This window comes from Plantactinospora sp. ZYX-F-223 (assembly GCF_039649625.1).
Classification (GTDB): Bacteria; Actinomycetota; Actinomycetes; order Mycobacteriales; family Micromonosporaceae; genus Plantactinospora.
This window is the reverse complement of record NZ_JBDJAV010000021.1, coordinates 31607-50104: the sequence shown is the minus strand read 5'-3', so window position 1 is coordinate 50104 and position 18498 is coordinate 31607. Positions and strand designations below refer to the sequence as shown.

Here is an 18498-nt window from a genome sequence, read left to right as displayed (position 1 = left end):
AGTCCGAGCAGGCTCGGCCAGCGGTGCCGGACGGCCTGCCAGCGCGGCGCCTCGGTCCGGGGCGGTACCTACCGACGAGATATTCATGCCCTGGCCTCCTTGCCGCCGGACGTTCTCCGGTTCGCCCCTCCGGCCGGGGAGCGCTCCGGTTGCGCCGCCGGCCGGCTCCGCCCGTGCCGGGTTCGCCGCCGACCGGCTCCGCCCGTGCCCGGTTTCGCGGCCGACCCGCTACCTCCGCCCGCTGAGTCTGGCGGTTGGCGGCTTCAGATCGGCTTCACGCTGCCCCGGGACGATCGGGTTGGCCCCCGGTCCGCCGGCTCAGCTCCGAAGCAGGCCGGTGACCTGCTATTTCATCGTCATCGAAGAGTTGCCGAAACCCCGCCGGCCGGGCCGGCCGGAAAGCAGCCGGACGGGTCAGCGCAACTGGGTCAGCGGCAGAGGTCCACGGGTCTTCACCGTGCGGATGGCGAAAGTGCTGCGGGTGTCCACGACCGCCGGGATGGCCAGGATCTGGTCGATGAGCAGCCGCTCGTACGCGGCGAGGTTGGCCACCGCCACCTCGACCAGGAAGTCGGCGGAGCCGGAGATGACGTGACAGGCGACGACCTCGGGGATGCCGGTCAACACCGACTCGATCCGGGGCGGCGGTCTCCCGGGGGTGCTGCCCGACCTTCAGTTCGATGAAGACCGTCAGGTCCAGCCCGAGCCGGGCCCGGTCGCCCGGCGGCGCCGCCCGCCGCTCCCGACGAGCGGGTCAGTGGCTTCGTCGTGCCCGGCGATGCTGCTGTCGGCAGCCGTCGGTTTGATACTGGGGGACATGTCTGACCTGGCACTGCCGATCCGTACCGAGCGACTGCTGCTCCGCCAGTACCGAGCCGACGACGTCGACGCGCTCTACACGTACTACAGCGACCCGATGGTCGCCCGCTACATCCCCTGGGAGCCGTGGACGCGGGAGTTCACCGCCGAGATGGTCGGCAAGCGGATCCACTACCTGAGCCTCACGGGAATCGACTCCCGCCTGGCGGTGGTGGTGGAGCACCAGGGCGAGGTCGTCGGCGACCTGATCCTGTGGCCGGCGGACGAGACGCTGTCCCGGGGCGAGCTGGGCTGGGCCTTCCACCCGTCGGCCTCCGGCCGTGGCTTCGCCACCGAGGCGGTACGCGCGTTCCTCGGTGTCGCCTTCGAGCACTGCGGGATGCACCGGGTGATCGCCCAACTCAACGCGTTGAACGAGGCGTCGGCCCGGCTGTGCGAGCGGGTCGGCATGGTGAAGGAGGCACATCTGCGCCGGGACTACTGGACGAAGGGCGTCTGGGCGGACAACGTGATCTACGGACTGCTCGCGGAGGAGTGGCGAGGCCGGTAGCCGGATTGCGCGGCAGTGGACCTGTCGGCTTGGCCGCGCCTCCGGATGGGACGGCGGGGGAATCGGGCTCAGTACCGCGGGGGTTGCGCGGCCGGATCGACCTTGACGACCACCGTCTTCGCTGGCTTGTCGTGCAGGCACTGCCGGTAAGGCTTGTCCCACAGGCACCACAGCGGGTCCAAGAGCCCGATGTAGCAGTTCGACAGCAGGTTGAAACCCAGCATCACCAGGTACCGGTAGGTCAGTTGTCCGCGGCGGAGTGGAGTACCCGCCTCCAGCGGCGTGACCGCGACCTTCAGCATTCGCTTGCCCAGGGTCTGTCCGTTCCAGCGCAGCGGGATCTCGATCTCGTATACGTACTGGAGGCCGACGACAATCGCGATGATGCCGACAATCGCCGTGATCGGCAGGATCGGCGAGTCCTCGCCGATGGCGGCGGAGAGAAGCGCGACGCCGCCGCCGATGATGATCCCGGCCACCACCAGCAGGGCCACCATGACGATGATCGAATCGATGATTCGGGCGCCGAGCCGCTGACCCAGACCGGCCAGCGGTCGTCCATCCGGGGCGACCGGCACCGGGTAGGCCGGCTGTGCCATCTCGTACTCCGCGGACGGCGGGGGATATTGCCGAATCTGCTGGTATGACGGCTCGGGCTGCTGCGACGGGTACTGGGGCTGCTGCGACGGATATGGAGGTTGGTCGGTCACGTTGACACTATTAGCAGGGCACCCGCCACAAAGGAACTCCACCCCGCGGGGTTCACCACTGCACGCCGGCCGCCGCCTGGTGCGTTGACCGGGTCGACGCGTGCAGTGCCGCCAACGCCCGCCTTTCGAGCAGCCGGAAACCGCAGGAGCCGGCGATCGCCACGGCCTGCTGGGCAGCGTAGCTCGCCGAGGTAGGGTCAGCTGCCGAGAGCCGGGCGGTGGCGAGGCCGACCAGTGCCCGTGCCTCCACGAACGGGTAGGCGTGGTGCGCGATCGTCACGCAGTGCTCGAACCACTGGGCGGCCGCTCTGGTGTTGCCGAGCGCGAGGTATGCCTCCGCCACAGTGGCCGAGGTCTGCGCAGTGGCCTTCCTGTCGTGGACCGCGATCGCCATGTCGTGCGCCCGGCTGGCCACCTCCAGCGCGGTGGCGGCGTCTCCGCGCTCCCGGTACAGCTGGCTCAACTCATCTAAAGTGGACAGCTCGCCGCGCTGGTTCGATCCCTCCCGGTACGCCGCGAGCACGTCGGTGAGCAGTTCGGAGGCGCGCGCCTCCGCACCGAGCTGACGGAGCGCGCTCGCCAGGTTGCCCCGATTGGCCAGCGCGGACGTCTCCCGGCCGGTCACCTCGTTGATCTTCAGTGCCGCGTTGAGCAGTTCGGCGGCGTCCCACAGCTCGCCCTGGCACATCCGCATCACCCCGAGTCCGTTGAGCGCGACCGCCCGCACGTGGCCGAGGTGGTCGTCCTCGGTCAACTCAAGCGCGCGGTGCAACCACTGCTCCGCGCCGGCGAGCTTGCCCTGCTCCAGATAGAGCCACCCGATCTGATGGGAGAGGTACGCTGCGGCCGTCGTCCAGCCGGTGGTCATCGCGAGCTGCTCGCCGGCGAGGCAGTCGGACAGCGCCTCCTCGTCCCGGCCGACCGACCACAGCGCCTGGCCACGGCTGATCAACATCGCGGTCCGCGCGACGTCGTCGCCGGCGCGGGCGGCCGCGTCCAGACCTGCCTCCGCCGCGGGCAGCCAGCCGTCGATGTGCCGGCGGATCAGGAAGTACCCACGGAGCTGGTCGGTGATCCGCCAGGACAGCGCACGGTCGGCGGATCCCGCCGTGTGCCTGACGACGGCGACCAACGCGGGCAGCTCGACGTCCAGCCAGGCGAGCGCGTCGGCCTCGGTGGCGAAGAACGTGTCCCGCTCCGGATGCGTGTCGAGCCGGACGAGCTGCGGGTACACCCACTCCATCGCGGCCGTCACCGCGTCGGCGTACCAGGTGTACAGCCGGGAGCGCGCGGTTTCGCCCTCGGCGTCCTCGGTGAGCAGCCGGCGGGCGTACAGGCCCAGCAGGTCGTGGAACCGGTAGCGGTCCGTCGCGTACTGCATCAGCATGTTCGCCTCGAGCAGGTCCTCCAGTACGCGGTCGGCCTCGGCCGCCGGCATCGCCAGCAGGACCGCGGCGCTGTCGGCGCCGAAGTCGTCGCCGGGGTGCAGGCCGCACAGCCGGAACGCGCGCCGGGCCGCAGCGCTCAGGTCGGCGTAGCTGAGCTGGAAACTGGTGAGCACGCTCGACTCACCAGTGGACAACTCGGTGAGTCTGCGGTTGTCGTCGTGCAGCCGGCGAGTCAGGTCGCCGATGGTCCACGCCTGCCGGGTGCCCAGTCGCGCGCTCGCGATGCGCAGCGCGAGCGGCAGCCGCGCGCAGGCCTCGGCGAGCGCACCGGCCGCGTCGGGATCGGCGTCGATCCGGTGGGACCCCGCGGTCGCGGCGATCAGGGTGATCGACTCCGCCGGGTTGAGCGGTTCGAGGTGGACGACGCTCGCCCCGGCGAGGTCGAGCATCCTGCGCCGGCTGGTCACGATCAAGTCGCTGCCGCCCGCACCCGGCAGCAGCGGCCGGACCTGGTCGGCGTCATGTGCGTTGTCCAGCAGTACCAGCATCCGCCGGTCGGCGAGCTCGCTGCGGAACAACGCGGCCGCCTCGGTCTCGTCGGTCCCGATCCGCCTGCTCGGCACGCCGAGCGCGCGGAGAAACCGGCCGAGCACCCGCATCGGGTCCGGCGCGGTCGCGGAGGTGCCGCGCAGATCGGCGTAGAGCTGACCGTCGGGATACCTCGTGCGCAACCGGTGCGCGGCGGCGAGCGCGAGCGCTGTCTTACCGACTCCGGCGATGCCGTCGATCAGGACGATCCGGGACGAGGGCGGTCCGGCCTGCTGGCCCGTTCTGGCGAGCGCAGCCTCGATCACGGCCATTTCGTCCGCCCTGCCGACGAAGTCCGGCGGCGGGGCGGGCGCCTGCTGGACCGCGATCCGCCCCGTTGTCCGTCGGGCGTGCCGCTCCCGCTGCCGGAGCACCGCGAGCTGGGCGGAGCGCAGCCGCTCGCCAGGATCGATGCCGAGCTGGTCGGCGAGTGCGGACCGGATCCGGTCGTACGCCGCGAGCGCCTCTGCCTGCCGCCCGCTCGCGGCCAGGGTCAGGATCAGCTCGACGTGCAGCGGCTCGTCCAGCTCGCGCCGATTCGCAAGCTTCAGCACCGGTCTCAGCGCCCGTTCCGGCTTGCCGAGATCACGCGCCAGAGTGGCGAACGCCTGGACGGTGCCGGCGTACTCGGTGGCTATGGCGGTGTAGAGCGGGCTCGACGCCACCCGCTCCGCGTCGATCTCGCCGCGCCACAGCGCGACGGCCTCGGCGAGCCGGGTCAACGCCGCCTCCGGCGCGTCGTACGCCGCCCGCGCGGTGAGATCGCGGAACGCCAGCAGGTCTAGCTGATCGGCGGTGACCGCGAGCCGGTACCCGGTCTGACCGCCGACGAGTACGCTGTCGGTCCGCGCGTCGGAGTCAAGCAGCCGCCGCAACCTGGCGACGTGCGTGTGCAGCAGGTTCACGGGGTTCTGGACTTCACCGTGCTGCCACAGAAGTTCGATCAGTTCGTCCTGGGCGACCGCCGCGCCGGCGCCGAGTGCGAGCCGCGCGAGCAGCGTGCGCTGTAGGTCGGAGCCGAGGGATGCCTGGACATCCCCGTGCCAGACCTCGATCGGACCGAGCACACGGATGCGCAGCGGGCCGGCACGGACCGGACCGGCTCCGGCGCGCCGTACGCGATGGGCCTCGGCAGCGGCGTGCAGTTGCTCGACGTCGGGTCCGCTCAACCCGAGTGCGGTGGCGATGGCCTGGACCGAGTCCCGCTTCGGGCTTCTCGTCCTGCCCTGTTCCAGATCGCGGATCGCGCCCGCGCTCATGCCCGCCCGGTCGGCGAGTTGCCGTTGCGTCACTCCGGTACGGCGGCGATGAGCGCGAAGCAGCCCGCCGAAGCTTGTCGCCGTCACTCGTACCCACACTGGGTGGTCAGATCGTTGCACTGCGATCTTCGCGGCACCGGCCCATCCTATGTGCCGCTGACCAGCACAGGAAGACGTGCGCCGATCCCGGCGTCCTGGCTGGAACAGGACGCCGGGATCGGTGTCCCGGTGCTCCGCCGATCTGGCGGAGGAACTACGTCACCCGCTGGCGACGTCCGAAACGCCGAGGATGCGGTAGGCGGCGACCAAGCGGCTGCTCCACCACGAGGTGTTGGCGTGGAAACCGACGGGAACCCCGGGGCTGTGGGCGTCGTAGAGGGTGTTGTCCCCGGCCCAGAAGGCGACGTGTGTGATGAAGCGGCCGTTGTCGGCGGTGTTCGTGTAGAAGAGCAGATCACCGATCTTCAGGTCCGCGGCCGGAACCTGCTTGGCGTACTTCTTCGCGGGAGAGGTGTGTGTCCGAGCCCAGTTGTAGATCTGCTCTGCGGTACGGACACTGCTCATGTCGAAGTCGGGGAAGTTCCCGACCTGGTTGTAAGAGGTGAGTACGAGCCCCGAGCAGTCATAGTCCGGACCCGTACCACCCAAGAGGTAGTCGGCACCCTGCTTGTCGACGGCTTTCCGATAGGCAATCCTGGTCCAGTTGAAGATGTTCCTCTCCTGGAAGCAGGCGGTCCCCTGCTCGGTCGTCCCGTTCTGGACCCTCACCGCAAGGTGATTGATGTCGGCGAGGTTGCTGGGGTTCCAGTCGGACTTGAGGCCGACCTCGTGGGTGCCGTTACCGGACTTGAGGATGTAGTAGGCGTTGTCGCCGGGGAAGACGAAGGGCGCCGCGGTGTGGTCGGAGTCGTGGGCCTGGATCCGCAGCACCGGAGAGAAGTTGGCCGCCGTGCCGGTGTCGTCGACACGCCACCGGATGGTCACCATGTTCGCGCCTTTCCAGTCGACCTGGATGAAGGCTTCGGCGCCCGGGCAGGAGACGGTGAGCGTGCCGCTCGGGTTGCTCAGACCGTCGGCGGACGCCGGAGGCGCGGCCACGAAGACGGCACTGGAGGCCGCGACGAGGAAGGCCACGATCGACGTCGTGATTCTGGGTTTCAGATGTTTTCTCTGCACGGTGGGGATCTCCTTTTCATCGCGGGGTCGGCGAGACTCGCGGCCCCTGGCGTCCTGTCACTTTCGACAGAAGATCGGGAAGGTGAAGTCAGGCGTCGCCGCAGGTCCACGGCTGCCAGCCCCGAGCCCGGTACAGGTCGTAGGCGGCATGGATGTTGTCCGCCGAACTCAGCGCCCTGTCGATCTGCACCGCCACGGTGCTTCCCGGCAGGTACTCCTGCAGAGTTCCGCCGGTGTTGAACTGAAACACCCCGACATCCTTGGTCCCGTTGGTGTTGAGGCCGACGGCGATCGGGTTGAGCCCCGACTCGCACCGGGCGACCCGGACCGCCTTGTTCGCGATCGATTCCGGGAAGACGGCGCGGATCTGGCTTTCCACCGTCGAGTCGCAGGCTACGGCGAGCCCCTCGTCCGGGTTGGCGAGCTTCGAGCGGGTTGCCGACCCGACCTCCCCGGTCATGGTCAGCCGGTTGCGTCCCTGAAACGCGAACACCCGCATCCGCGTCGCCGCACCGAACGCCCCGTCGACCGCGAGTTGGTTGCCGCAGTTGAGGCCCAACTCGTTGAGTCGCCGCTGCAACCGCTCGACACAGCTTCCCGATTCGCCGTACTCCAGATCCACATCGCACAGTGTCACCGCGCTCGTCCCGACGTCGGCGGAAGCGGGCGACATCGGCCACAGCACGATCGAACCGAGCGACACCAGCACCGCGCCCATCACCGTCGCCACTCCCACGCGAAGCCGGTTGGCTGTCGAACGCGGCAATCGCTCCGCAAACCCCGCTCTCATCAGGTTCTCCTGTCGTTCCGGCAGCGCAAGCCCGGTTTCCGGGCGGCTTGGTGGGAACGGTAAGAATGATCGCTGGCACGGCACTGTCCGTACTCCGCCCGTACCGCCGGGGCGTCCTGACAGTGGCGGGCTGTTCGACCTCGTCCGGACGCTGCGTCTGCCGCCGCCGGAGCAGACCGGCAACCTGGTGTGCGGCCGTTCTCGTCAGGCCGGTGTTGCTGGCACTGACGGACGCGTCATGCGGTGCGTGAGCTTCGACGTGTTCCTTCTGCGGTTCGGTGGCGGTCCCGGTGAGGTTGGCGCTGCCCTGCGAGTCGCGGCGCGGTTGCTGGGCTCGCCGCCGAGCGACGTCCACGCCGCAGCATCGTGGGCTGGCGGCCCCCACGCCCGCTCAGCAGTCGAACACCGACCAGCAGATGTCGTTCCGCAACCGCTGGTCATCGAGCACGAGCTCGCGAATCGCGTCCGGGAGTTGGTCACGCTGCCATCGGCACTCAAGCCGTCCTGCGGCATCGCTCTCGCCCGGCGGGGCGGCAGCGCGTGCGGCCTTGATCGCGTAGGCGGCCGCACCGAGTTCGTGCGCGGCGACGTGGGCGACGACCCCCGCCTGGCCGGCAGCGTACGCAGCATGCCGAGCCGCCCCACGCAGGTCTCTGGCCGCGGCCATTGCATGGCCGCCCGCCGCGCGAGCCTGCATCATCTTGACCTCACCACGCACCCAGGCGCGGGCGTGCTCGATCGCTTCACGCGGCCGTGGGTCCGCAGGCTGAACCGACTCGAACAGGTGTAGGACGTGTTCCGCGCACGACGCCGCCCAAAGAGCGAGAAGATGATGATCCGAATCAGTGAGGCTCCCACCGCGGCGAAGGGTGATGAAGCGAGGGTCCCGAATCTTCGGGAGGATCATGGTCGGGCGCTCCTTCTGAGGGGAATGGCCGCATTTAAACCCTAGCTCGTCGCGCACCAAAGCGGCCCCGGGCGTCGTGCGCCCTAGCCCGGGACCCCACACATCCTGTACCCGGCATGTCCGTAGGGAACTACGCCGAGGCTGACCTCGACACCGGGTGACCGGCGCGCCGAGGCCGAGCGCACGATCGACGGCAATGGCCGTGCACCTGATCAAGTGGTCCCGACGACCGCCGCCGCGTACGACCGGGTCGTCTCAGTGTCCTGGCAGGTGTCGCAGCCTCGGCGGGCATCTCCCGGGCGACCTGAGCCGCCTCCTGCCGGCGCCCGTGTGTCGCCAGCAGCCGGATCAGCCGCTCGCGAAGGTGCCCCCCCGCCCCAGACGATGGTGGTCCGATAGGCGCCAGTGCCTCGTCGATGCCGCCGGACAGGATCACCGGCGCGTCGGGGGGATCCGGACGACGTCACCCTCGACGGACGGTGCGACCGGGTTAGCGTGAGCGGCCGGAGCCCTGCCGCGGCGGGATAGGGGCGGCAGGATCACGGGCCAGCCTACTGGTTGACCGTACCGGTAGGTGCCGATCTCGACCCCGGCCCCGACCCCCGCTCGGAGCGGGGCGTCCTCGTGGCGTTTTTCAACCTCCCCTTGCGGTCCGACGGACCGCAAGGCCGGACGCGGTGCGTAAGCGCCGCGCGGTCCAGGTTGAAAAGGTTCACTGGTCCACCGCCGCGCCGTCCGGCGAACGGCACATGCGATCCCCTCCACGCAGCCGACCGGCCAGCACATCGGCTTCACCGGCCCGCCTACGACGACGTCGCCTTTCACGGTCGATGCCGGATCAGCAGGTTGCCCAGTCGAGGAGGTAGCTGCTGCTATAGCTGATGTCGACCGCGTCCAAGGAGACGAAGCTCGTGGTGGTCTGCGGGTCTGAGGTGCCGGCACTGACCCGTAGCGTGGTGTCGAGGACGATGCTGGGTGTGGTGCCGCACGGGAAATAGACCGGTTCGATGAGCACCTCGTCGGTCGCCTGCCACAGGTCGTCCATCGGCCCGGTGAGCGGGTGGGAGATCAGCGCCGGCCGTGGTTCTCCCTTCAGATGGTGGCTTGCCTGATGGATGCCGGTCGCGCCGTCGGCCAGGAAGGCGTATCCCATGTGGTCGACCCTGGAGATCGCCAGAGTGAATCCGGCGGGCGGCCGCACGGCGAGGACGGCCTGGCAGTTCTTCCGGAAATCGATGGGTCCGGCACCCACGCCCACCTGGACGAAGTACGAGTTGTAGATCAGCGAGAACCGGGTGTTGTCCGGGGCCACGGTGACCAGCACCGTTCCTGGTGGACAGCCTGACCCGCTCACGGTGTCGATGTCGATGACCATCGGGGCGGCCGGCGGTGGCGACGGAGTGGGAGCGGCGGCTCGGGCGGGCACCGCGGACGCCATCACAAGCGCCAATGAGGTCGCGACAGCGGTTCTCGTACGCATGGCGCCCCCTGTCCGACAGCACGCAGCCCATAGGTGCTAGTCGATATGGCGAGCGTAGCGCAGTCGACAGCGTCAGTGGCGGGCGGTTGCGCGTGCGTGACGATCAGGCGGCTCGGCTCCGCGGGGTGACAATGAGCCTTTTCCAACCTCCCCTTGCGGTCGGACGAACCGCCAGGTCGGACGCGGTGCGTGAGCGCCGCGCGGTTCAGGCTGAAATAGGTTCAATGGAGAAGATCGCATGGGTAGTCCTCCCGGCCGGGGTCGTACCCAGGCCGGGAGGACTCTCGGCATCCTTACTCTTGATCGTCTCTAGTAGACGTAACCTTCGCCTGGGCGTCTACCAGGTGCTGCCGCCCGCGGGCACCTCGCCGCCGGCGACCATCCAGTCGTGCCACTTGAGGTGGATGTCGGTGAAGCGCTGGCCGTTGCTGCGGGAGACGTACACGTCGGCAGTGTCGCCGCGGGTGAAGGTGGTGATGTCGTCCATGCCGTCGCCGTTGACGTCGCCGACGCCGGGGATTTCGTTGTAGGCGGCGAAGTCGGTGTTCCACACCGCCGCGGTGCCGATGAATGAACCTGTTTCAACCTCCCCTTGCGGTGCGGTGGACCGCAAGGTCGGACGCGGTGCGCGAGCGCCGCGCGGTTCAGGTTGAAAAAGGTTCAATGATGAGCCGTTGCTCAACGCCACGAACACGTCAGCCTGGTCGCCGCGGGTGAAGGTGGCGATGTCGGCCTTGCGGTCGCCGTTGAAGTCGCCGACGGCCGGGATCTCGGACCCGAAGCAGAAATCGGCGTGCCAGCGCTGCGGCGCCCCGAAGCGGGTGGCGTTGCTCAGCGCCACGAACACGTCACCCTGGTTGCCGCGGGTGAAGGTGATCGCGTCGGCGCGGCCGTCGCCGTTGACGTCGGCGAGGGCCGGGATCTCGTTGTACCTGGCGTAGCCGTTGCCCCAGAACGTGGCCGCGCCGAATGCCGAGCCGTTGCTCAGCGCCACCCAGGCGTCGCCCGCAGAGCCGCGGGGGAAGGCGACGACGTCGTCCTTGCCGTCGCCGTTGACGTCGCCTACGGTCGGGATCTCGTCGTTCGGGGTGAACCAGGTGTGCCAGACCTGCGAGGGTGCGAACTCGGTTCCGGTGCTCAGCGCGACCCTGGCGGCGTGCGTGGTGCTGCGGGTGAATACGACGATGTCGTCGCGTCGATCGCCGTTGAAGTCCCCGACCAGCGGGAACTGGTCGGTGTCGGCGAACGACGACGCCCATCTCGTCGGCGTGCCGAACGGCCCGGTCCCGGACGGGTTGCTCAGCGCCACCCAGACCGAGTAGTTGCCGGTGTCGCCGGGTTTGACCATGCCGCGGACGAAGGCGACGATGTCGTCCTTGCCGTCGCCGTTGAAGTCGCCGCTGCGGCTCATCCAGCCGTCGCTGGCCAGCGTGGGGACCTGCTCGATGATCCAGCGGGACAGGGGTCCCTCCCCGACGCGGGCGAACCCGCTGCCGGTGATCGCCAGCCCGCACTGATGACGCCTGCTGAAGCTCGTGACCCCGACCAGCCGGGAGGTTCCCTGCCCGAACGCGATCAGCGGCCCGCCGGAGTCGCCGGAGCAGATGCCGCTGATCCCTGCCCCGGCGACGCCGGCGGTGAGCATCGTCTCGGCGCGGTAGGTCGGGAAGGTGTTCCGGGCCGCCGCGTCGTCGGCGATCAGTAGTCCGCGGGCCTGTAGGACGTCGGGGTAGCCGCCGGGTGAGCCGGACACCGGGCCGCCGATCCAGGTGGTCGCACCCCAGCCGAGGGTCGTGACGCCGCTGCCGGGGAGCCAGGTGTTGCGGTTGTTCGTGAACGCCATGCGGATCGGGGTGATGGTCGACGGCGTCGACAGCTTGAGTAGCGCGACGTCGTGGTCGGGGGTGTTGTCCCAGGTCTGGGTGTACTGGGGGTGGCGGACGATGCTGCTGACCGCGCGGACCTCCCCGGCGGAGCTGGTGAGGCGGGTCCGCCCGATGACCACGGTGATCTGCTGGGGTGTCAGGCCTTCGAGGCAGTGCGCGGCGGTGAGGATCCAGCCGCGTTCGATCAGCGATCCGCCGCAGAATCTGGTGTCATAGGCGTTTCCCGGTTGGTCCGCGCGCAGCAGGGCGGCCATGAACGGAAACTCGCCTTCGGCGGCCGGTAGTCCGTTGAAGATCGCTTGGGCGGGCGTGGCCGGCAGCAGGACGGCCGCCGCCGCGGCCGCCGCCAGCGCCGCCCGTCGTAAGGGTGTACGCATGATAGGTCCCTCCTCGACTTAGGGTGTTCGACGTATAACCGAGTGTGTGTGGACAGTGGTGGGTGCGTCGTCCGGGCGATCTGCGGTACCCGGTGCGGAAACATCCGGCGAGCCAGCTCAGGAACCTTGGTTGCACCCGGCGGGCGGTGGCGGTGAGGTTGGCCGCAGGGCCATGATCCGGAGGACATCAATGCAGACCACGCCGTGGCGGCACCGGTGGATCGGCGCCGGTCTCGGCGGGGCCGCCGCCTACGGGGTCGCCACCTGGACGATGGCCGTGTCGTGGTCGGTACGCAGCCCGCGCTGGTGGGAGGAGGTCTCGCCGCGCGGGGTCGGGGCGGTGATCATCGCCGCGGGTGTGGTGCTCTGGATTCGGCTGCCGAGCCCCCGCATCGGGATCCTGATCACGCTCGGCGGTGCCGTGTACTACCTGCAGTACCTGCGGGCGGTCGACGGATGGCGCTTCGCGGTCGGGTTCTGCCTGGCGTACGCCTGGATGGCGATCGCCGGGCACGTCCTGCTCGGCTGGCCGAACGGACGACTGCCCGGTCTGGTCGACCGGGTCTACGTGATCGCGGCCTACCTGATTTCCATCGGCACGCAGACCATCCGATTCGTCGTGGACGACCCCGCGCCGCCGTGGGCGCCGCATCTGCCGCAGCACACCACGGCGTGGGGGGCCATCGGCAGCGCCTCCGGCGTCGTGATGGGCGTGGCCGCGGTCTCGCTGGTGCTGTACCGCTGGTCACAGGCCAGCGCGGCCCAGCGACTGCCGTCCGGGCGGGTATGGCTCGGGATCGGAGCGGTCAGCTCCCTCAAGATCGCCGAGGCCGTCGCCACCGTCCTGCCCGGCCCCGACCGGTTGAAGATCGGCCTGGCCCTGGTATTCCCGGCCACCGTCCTGGCCCTGGTACCCGCGATGTCTCTGATCCGATGGCTCCGGCTGCGCATCGGCCGGCTACGCGTCGTCGGCATGATGCAGGAACTCGACGCCGATCCGGGCACCCCGCTCGGCCCGGCCACCATGGAATCCGCCCTGCGCCGTACCCTCGGCGACCCGACGCTGACGGTCGCCTACGTCCGCGACGACGACACCATCATCGACACCACCGGACACCACGTCGACCGGCCCACGCCAGGACCCGACCGCGCCGTCACCGAGGTGCACCGCCGGGGCCGACTCGTCGCCCTCATCGAACACGACGCGGTGCTCGACGAACAGCGGGACGTAGTCTCCGCCGCCGTCGTCGCCGCCGGGCTCGCGATCGACAACGCCCGGCTGTACGCGATGACCCAGGCCCACCTCGACCAAACCGTGCACTCCAGACTGCAACTCGCCCAGACCGCGTTCGACGAGCGCCAGCGGATCCAGCGCGACCTGCACGACGGCGCGCAGCAGCGCTTCTTCGGCGTCCTCATGCGGCTGGACGCCGCCCGCCGGCTCGTTGGCGGGCCCGACACGACGGCGGCCGTCGATGCGGTGATCGACGCTCACCGCGAACTCACCGACGCGTTGGGCGCGCTGCGCGACCTCGTCCAGGGCATCTACCCGGCAGTTCTCACCGACCACGGGTTGGCTGCGGCCATCGAGCACCTGGTCGACCGGATTCCGCTGCCGGTCACCGTCGTCGTTGACCCGCAGCGGTGGGCCAAGCACGTGGAGATCACCGCATACTTCGTCGTCAGTGAGTCACTCACCAACGTGTACCGGCACGCCGACGCGAGCACGGCGCGGGTGGCGATCCGCGACGATGCCGGCGCGCTCGTGGTCGAGGTCGCCGACGACGGGCGGGGCGGCGCCATCGTCGGCAACGGCAGCGGCCTCGTCGGCCTGCATCATCGGGTCGTGGGCGTCGGCGGCACTCTCACTGTCGACAGTCCACCCGGGCGCGGTACCACCGTCCGGGTCGTCTTCACGCAAACCGGGGGTGGACCGGCATGAGGGCTGTCATCGTCGAGGACCAGGGGTTCTACCTCGACCTGCTCGCCGACGCGCTGCACGGTCGCGGGATCGACGTCGTCGGACGGGCCCGCACCGAGGCGGAGGCGCTCGCCGTCATCGACGAGACCGCACCCGACATCGCCGTGGTGGACATCCGGCTGTCGCCGACCCGCGACGACGACGGTCTGCGCGTCGCCGAGCACGTCCGCCGGCGGTACCCCGAGATCGCCCTCCTGGTGCTGTCGGCATACCTCGAACCCGCCTACGCCCAGCGGCTGCTGACCATCGAACCGATCCCCCGTGCCATCGGCTACCTCGGCAAGGAACGGCTCGGCAACCTGGACGAACTGGTCCGTGCCTTCACGGCCGTCGACCGCGGCGAGGTCGTCCTCGACCCGTCCATCATCGGCCGGCTGATGGCCCGGCCCCGGACCGCGGACCCACTGGACACCCTGACCCCGCACGAACGGCGCATCCTCAGCCTGGTCGCCGAGGGCCGATCCAACCGCCGGATCGCCCAGGAACTCAACACCAAAATCAGCACGGTAGAACGGCAGTTCACCGTCATCGCCGCAAAGCTCGGACTGACCGACGCCACCGACCTCGACCGGAGCAGCGTCAACCTACGGGTCCTGGCCACCCTGACATACCTGCGCGGGACCGCTCAGCGATAAGCCGGCGCTCTGGTGCACGGTGGCAATCCCTTCATCCCGTGGCGATCCGAGAGCCGGACACCGCGGGGAAGCCGCAACCCTGACCCGCTACCGGACCGCCGGGCGAGTCGGTCCTGCGCGTGGCAGCGGCGTCTCTGATCGGCTGGCTCATGCACGCCCCGATCATGGAAGAAGACGGTGCGTGACGCCGGTGACCAGGGCGGATGCAAGGAGTCGACATCCGTACGGCCAGGTTTGACGATTTCCTGCGAGGTAACCGGCGATTCACCGGAGAACCGTTGAGCCGAAGCTTGGCCCGTGCCAGGCTCACCGGCACTTCAGACGGAGTCGGCCGGAAGGAACGAGCCCATGCCATCGCTGCCCGCCCGCAACCATGCCCACTTCCCGGTGGCCCGACGCCGGTTGCTCGGCCTGGGTGTCGGTGCGGTCGCCGCGGCGGCCACCGGCGCTGCGGCCGGCTCGCCCGCGGCCGGCTCGCCCGGACGGGGCCGGTTTGAATCGTCCGGGTTCGCGCTGCTCGGTGACACCCAGATCGATGTGGACATCCCCGATCGGACCGAGCGGGTGAGGTGGGTGTACGAGCAGATCGCGGCCGCGAACCCGCCGGTCGTCTGCCACGTCGGGGACATCGTCGAGCATGGTTCGGTGGCGGAGTACGACGCCTATCTGAGCACCATCCCGGCGACGTTGCGGTCCCGGATCCGGCATGTGCCCGGCAACCACGACTGGCGGTGGGACAGCACCGCCGGTGAACGGTACGGGTCGCTGTTCGGGCCGAGCCGGTACTCGTTCGACTTCGCCGGAATGCACTTCGTCGCGCTGGACCCCAGCCACCTGCTGCAGGAGCCGGGCGGGTTCGGCGAGCCCGGCATCCGATGGCTCAAGCGGGATCTGGATCGGGTCGCGCCCGGGGTGCCGATCGTGCTGTTCTGCCACTTCCCGTTCGGCGGCGACAACTACTACGTCAGCGACCAGGAACGCCTGCTGGCGGAATTCGACCGCTACAACGTGCGGGCGGTGTTCGCCGGGCACGTGCACGCCGAGCAGGTACAGCGGTTCAACGGGGTGACGCAGCTCGCGGTCGATGACACCCGCGGCACGCCCATCTACTACTGGGTGGAGCGCACCGCCGAGCCCGACGGCCCGGTGCTTCGGGTCAGCGCTGTGCAGCGGGGTGCCGACGGCAACGCCCAGTCCCGGCCGGTGCTGGACATCCCGCTCGCGGGCCCGCGGATGGCAGCCGAGCAGCGGCCGCGAGCGATCTCGCTCGCCCCGGCGGGCGCCGCGCTGGGAGTGTCGGTACGGCTGTCCCGGCACGCCCAGCCGGCCAGCGTGCAGGCCCAGCTCTACCCGCAGCACACGTACGGGCTCAAGGACGCCGGCCAGTGGCAAGAGATGTCGGCCGACGCCGTCGGCCGCCGCTTCACCGGCGCCCTGGACATCGCCACGCTGCCGCCCGGCGAGCACCGGATGACCGTGCGGGTCACCGACCCCGACGGCGCCTGGTACGAGCAGACCCGCACCTTCGCCCTGCCCGATACCGGCCGGCGGCTGCGCTGGCGGAAACAACTCGGCGCGCCGGTACAGGCCGGCCTGGCCGCCCGGGACAATCTGCTGGTCGCCGCGACCACCGACGGCACGGTCATCGGTGCCCGGCCCGCAGGACGCGGACTGAACGAATGCTGGCGGACCCGGATCGGTCCGGTGCATGGCCGGCCGGCGTTTTCCCCCGACGGCGAAACCGTCTACCTGCCCTCCGACGACCACCGGCTCTACGCCCTCGACCCGGCCACCGGCCGGCCCCGGTTCAGCTACGACGCCGGTGCCCCGGTGCTCGGCAGCCCGCTGGTGACCACGGTGGCCGGCCGTACCCTGGTGGTCTTCGCCGCTGGTGCGACCCGGCAGGCCATCGACGCGCACACGGGCGCCGTGGTGTGGGCCGTGACCGGGCAGGGCATGTTCGCCGGGCGCGCGGCCAGCGAGGGCACCCGCGTCTACGCCGGCGCTGGGGACGGCAACGTCTACGCCCACGACGCCCACACCGGCACCGTGCTGTGGTCGTTCTCCACCAACGCCCGCACCACCGCCTACAGCCGCCTCATCTACGGCCCCTGGGCAGACACCCTGGAGATACTCCCGAACGGTCTGGTCCTGGTGTCCACTGTGGCCGACGCATTCGCTCTGGACCCGGCCACCGGCCAGCCGCGCTGGTCGGTGACCGGCTCCTACATCTACGCCCCCAAGCTGCTGCTCGACGACGGTGATGTGGTGATGTTCGACGACGGGAAGCGCACCGCCGCCCGGGTGGACCCGGCCACCGGCCAGGCGCGGTGGACCGCCAGCCTCGGCGCCCGCCCGGTCAGCACCGGGGCGGCGATCCATCGCGACGTCGCGTGGACCCCGACCACCACCGGGCTGCTGATCGCGCTCGACCTCACCACCGGGTCGGTCCGGACCCGGCTGCAGTTGACCACCGCCGCGTACTGCTACAGCCCGCCGGTCGTCATCGGCGACATGCTCATCGTCGGCGACCAGGACGGCCGGCTGCACGGCATCGACGTGGGCTGACGGCAGGGTTGCCTCCCACCACCACCCCCGACGCAGCCGGTCGGCGAGGATGGCGCGGAGCAGGGCATCCCGGGGCCGTGCTGCCGCACGGCGGGTACGGCGGCACGCCCGCACCGGCGACGCGGGGTCCGGACGTGGCCGCCTCCCGGCACTACGCGGCTCCCGGTGAGTGCGGTGGCCGTTCCTGACGGGCCGGACGGCTGGATCGTGGCGACCTACCGTGGGATCGGACAAACCCGCGGGTCACCGCCACAGCCGGAGCTGCGAGCCGCACAGGGTCGGTGCGGCGCGTCACGAGGGCGCGGTCGGTGTTACGCCCGCCCGCTTGACGGACTGCAGCACGACGGCGACATCGGCGTGCTGGAGCCCGGGTAGCTGGCCGACGGTGCCGGACAGGAACGCGTAGAGCGCGCTGTCGCTCTCCAGGGCAACCTCGCCGCACAGGTTCCGGTCTCCGGTCGTCGCGGCGATCATGAGGACGGCGTGGTGCGCGGCGAGCAGCTCACCGGCCTGCCCGAGGTGGGTCGGGTTGACGCTGAGCGCGATGAACGCGTTCACCGGGAGCCCGACCACGCTGGGCTCGATGACCGTGCGCATGCGCAGGAACCCGGCCGTCATCATCGCCTCGGTCCGCCGGCGTACGGTGACCGGGCTCGCGCCGCATCGCTCGGCCAGTTGCTGCCAACCCTGGCGGCCGTCCACGGCAAGGCTGGCGACGATGCTCTCGTCCAGCCGGCTCAGCGGGGGAGGCGACCCGACGGGCGGCTGCTCGCTCCACTGGTCCATCCGCTGTGCCCGTAGCCGGTCGACCACGTCCGCCGGCAGCAGGCTCGGGCTCCAGCCGTGCGGGGTGGAGAACCGGCGGATCACCTGGTTGCTCCAGACGGCGAGGACGCCGTCCAGGCCGGGGAGCTGGTCGAGCATCAGCTGGAGCAGGTGCTCGTTGGAGGTGTAGGCGACCTCGGCGACGCACTCGACACTGCCGGTGAGCAGCTTGACCGAACCGCTTTCCTGCCACCGGGCCAGGTGCTCGGCCGACCGCCGCGCCGTACCGGGCCGGCAGCGTAGCCGGACGAAGAGCGATCGGGCCCGGCGGGTTGCCTCGCTGTCTATGACCCCGATGACCCGTACCGTGCCGCTGCGCAGAAGTCGCGGGACCCGGCGCGAGACAGTCGCCTCCGAGGTGAACACCGCCTCGCCGATCTGCGCGTGGGTGGCTCGCGGATGAGCTAGCAGGGCACCGATGATTCGGCGGTCGAGTTCATCCAACGGGATCCCATTTCCATCACCAGGGGGACTTTGGTTGCTGAAGTCTTGCATCCCGGGCCGGATTGTTGACACTCTACCTCGCGTCTCCGCAGACTCTCGCACACGATCTTGAGGG

13 protein-coding genes are annotated in these 18498 nt (G+C 70.0%); 4 read left to right on the top strand and 9 right to left on the bottom strand.

Annotation, left to right across the window (positions count from 1 at the left end; translation table 11 throughout):
- Positions 1-414: 414 nt before the first annotated feature.
- Positions 415-636, bottom strand: coding sequence for an Lrp/AsnC ligand binding domain-containing protein (locus AAH979_RS21675; protein WP_346260029.1), 222 nt, complete (start codon positions 634-636; stop codon positions 415-417).
- 181 nt (positions 637-817) lie between these two features.
- Here AAH979_RS21675 and AAH979_RS21670 point away from each other — a divergent pair, with 181 nt between their 5' ends.
- The gene (locus AAH979_RS21670; RefSeq protein ID WP_346259937.1) at positions 818-1369 is read left to right on the top strand and encodes a GNAT family protein; all 552 of its coding nucleotides are present in this window, start codon (positions 818-820) and stop codon (positions 1367-1369) included.
- Positions 1370-1437: 68 nt separating this feature from the next.
- On the opposite strand, the gene AAH979_RS21665 is transcribed toward AAH979_RS21670, so the two are convergent.
- From AAH979_RS21665 to AAH979_RS21635, 7 genes are all read right to left on the bottom strand, one after another.
- On the bottom strand, positions 1438-1968 hold the full coding sequence (locus tag AAH979_RS21665) for an RDD family protein (RefSeq protein WP_346259936.1): 531 nt from the start codon (positions 1966-1968) through the stop codon (positions 1438-1440).
- Between the two features lie 163 nt (positions 1969-2131).
- A complete protein-coding gene (locus tag AAH979_RS21660; RefSeq protein WP_346259935.1) occupies positions 2132-5401 on the bottom strand; it encodes a BTAD domain-containing putative transcriptional regulator in 3270 nt (1089 codons plus the stop codon).
- A gap of 171 nt (positions 5402-5572) precedes the next feature.
- Positions 5573-6490, bottom strand: a complete 918-nt coding sequence (locus AAH979_RS21655; RefSeq protein WP_346259934.1) for an NlpC/P60 family protein — start codon at positions 6488-6490, stop codon at positions 5573-5575.
- A gap of 88 nt (positions 6491-6578) precedes the next feature.
- Positions 6579-7364, bottom strand: coding sequence for a peptidoglycan-binding protein (locus tag AAH979_RS21650; protein WP_346259933.1), 786 nt, complete (start codon positions 7362-7364; stop codon positions 6579-6581).
- Positions 7365-7671: 307 nt separating this feature from the next.
- Positions 7672-8187 (bottom strand): putative immunity protein, encoded by a 516-nt coding sequence (locus tag AAH979_RS21645; RefSeq protein WP_346259932.1) that lies wholly within the window; start codon positions 8185-8187, stop codon positions 7672-7674.
- 838 nt (positions 8188-9025) lie between these two features.
- Positions 9026-9613, bottom strand: a complete 588-nt coding sequence (locus tag AAH979_RS21640) for a DUF4360 domain-containing protein (protein WP_346259931.1) — start codon at positions 9611-9613, stop codon at positions 9026-9028.
- 391 nt (positions 9614-10004) lie between these two features.
- Positions 10005-11930: a trypsin-like serine protease gene (locus AAH979_RS21635; RefSeq protein WP_346259930.1), complete on the bottom strand. Its 1926-nt coding sequence runs from the start codon at positions 11928-11930 to the stop codon at positions 10005-10007.
- A gap of 190 nt (positions 11931-12120) precedes the next feature.
- On the opposite strand from AAH979_RS21635, the gene AAH979_RS21630 reads away from it, so the two are divergent.
- The 3 genes from AAH979_RS21630 to AAH979_RS21620 all read left to right on the top strand — a co-directional run bounded on the left by AAH979_RS21630 (position 12121) and on the right by AAH979_RS21620 (position 17114).
- Complete coding sequence (locus AAH979_RS21630) at positions 12121-13872, top strand: histidine kinase (protein WP_346259929.1); 1752 nt, start codon at positions 12121-12123, stop codon at positions 13870-13872.
- A complete protein-coding gene (locus AAH979_RS21625; protein ID WP_346259928.1) occupies positions 13869-14546 on the top strand; it encodes a response regulator transcription factor in 678 nt (225 codons plus the stop codon). The genes AAH979_RS21630 and AAH979_RS21625 overlap by 4 nt, the downstream gene beginning before the upstream one ends.
- 348 nt (positions 14547-14894) lie before the next feature.
- Complete coding sequence (locus tag AAH979_RS21620) at positions 14895-17114, top strand: PQQ-binding-like beta-propeller repeat protein (RefSeq protein WP_346259927.1); 2220 nt, start codon at positions 14895-14897, stop codon at positions 17112-17114.
- A 291-nt stretch (positions 17115-17405) separates the two neighbouring features.
- On the opposite strand, the gene AAH979_RS21615 is transcribed toward AAH979_RS21620, so the two are convergent.
- Positions 17406-18383 carry an Lrp/AsnC family transcriptional regulator gene (locus AAH979_RS21615; RefSeq protein ID WP_346259926.1) on the bottom strand — a complete coding sequence of 326 codons (978 nt, stop codon included), beginning with the start codon at positions 18381-18383 and terminating at the stop codon, positions 17406-17408.
- Positions 18384-18498: the final 115 nt, after the last annotated feature.